The following is a 1,228-nucleotide window of genomic DNA, read 5'->3' on the forward strand; positions in this document are numbered from 1 at the left end:
TTTTTCTGGTGCGGCGCAGCCGCCGCGCAGGCGTCCGCACCGCCCGCCAACCCATCGGCGCAGCAGCCCACGCTGGAGAAGATCAAGGCCGCCGGCAAGGTGGTGCTGGGGGTGCGCGAGGCCTCGCCGCCCATGGCCTACGCCCTGGGCGCGAACGAGAAGTTCGTGGGCTACCACGTGGAGCTGTGCGAGCGCGTGATGAAGGAGATCGCGCCGCAGGCCTGGCTCGAATACATGGCGGTGACCGCGCAGAACACGCTGGCGCTGGTGCAGAACGGCACCATCGACATCGGCTGCGGGCCCACCACCAACAACACGGCGCGCCAGCAGCAGGTGGCCTTTGCCGTGACCACCTACGTGAGCGAGGTGCGCATGGCGGTGCGCGCGGATTCGGATTTGAACTCGGTCAGCCAACTGGGCGGGCGCACCGTGGCCGCGTCGGCCGGCACCACGGCCGTGCAGATGCTGCGCAAGCAGGAGCGCGCGCTGGGCGCCCCCATCAAGACGCTGCTGGGCAAGGACCACCAGGAGAGCTTCCTGCTGATGGAGTCGGGCCGCGCCGATGCCTTCGTGCTGGACGACAACCTGCTGGCGGGCGCCATTGCCACTTCCAAGGACCCGGCGGCCTACCGCATCGCGGGTGAGCCGATGGGATCGGAGCCGATCGCGCTGCTGTTCCGCAAGGACGACCCCGCGTTCAAGGCCGGGGTGGACGGCGTGCTGGTGCGGCTGATGCAGACGGGCGAGCTGGAAAAGATCTACGCCAAGTGGTTCACCAGCCCCATCCCGCCGCGCAACCTGAGCCTGAACCTGCCCATGAGCGGCACGCTGCGGCAGCTGATCGCGGCGCCCAACGACAAGCCGCTGGAGGCCTACCTCAAATGACCGCCACCCTGCCCACCGCCCTTGCCAATGGCGCAGCCCCGCCCAGCGCGTTCACGCCCGCGCGGCGCATCGCGGCGCTGGGCGTGTCGCCCATCCTGCGCATCACGGACCATGCCAACGCGCTCAAGCGCTCGGGCCGGCCGGTGATCGTGCTGGGTGCGGGCGAGCCCGACTTCGACACGCCCGACCACATCCTGGAGGCGGCGCGCCGGGCGCTGGCGCGCGGAGAGACCCGCTACACGGTGCTGGACGGCAGCCCGGCGATGAAGGAGGCCGTGCGCGAGAAGTTCCGGCGGGACAACGGCCTGGACTTCGCCCTGGACGAAATCACCGTGGGCACGGG

At 70.3% G+C, this 1,228-nt stretch carries 2 protein-coding genes; both read left to right on the top strand.

Annotation, left to right across the window (positions count from 1 at the left end):
• Positions 1-885: amino acid ABC transporter substrate-binding protein (locus AC27IQ_RS24915; protein WP_487091205.1), on the top strand; the 885-nt coding region annotated here is incomplete at its 5' end.
• Positions 882-1,228, top strand: a 347-nt coding sequence (locus AC27IQ_RS24920) for an aminotransferase class I/II-fold pyridoxal phosphate-dependent enzyme (protein ID WP_487091206.1), incomplete at its 3' end; no start/stop codon positions are given. The genes AC27IQ_RS24915 and AC27IQ_RS24920, both read left to right, overlap by 4 nt.

Source organism: Acidovorax sp. KPB24-07 (assembly GCF_057543315.1).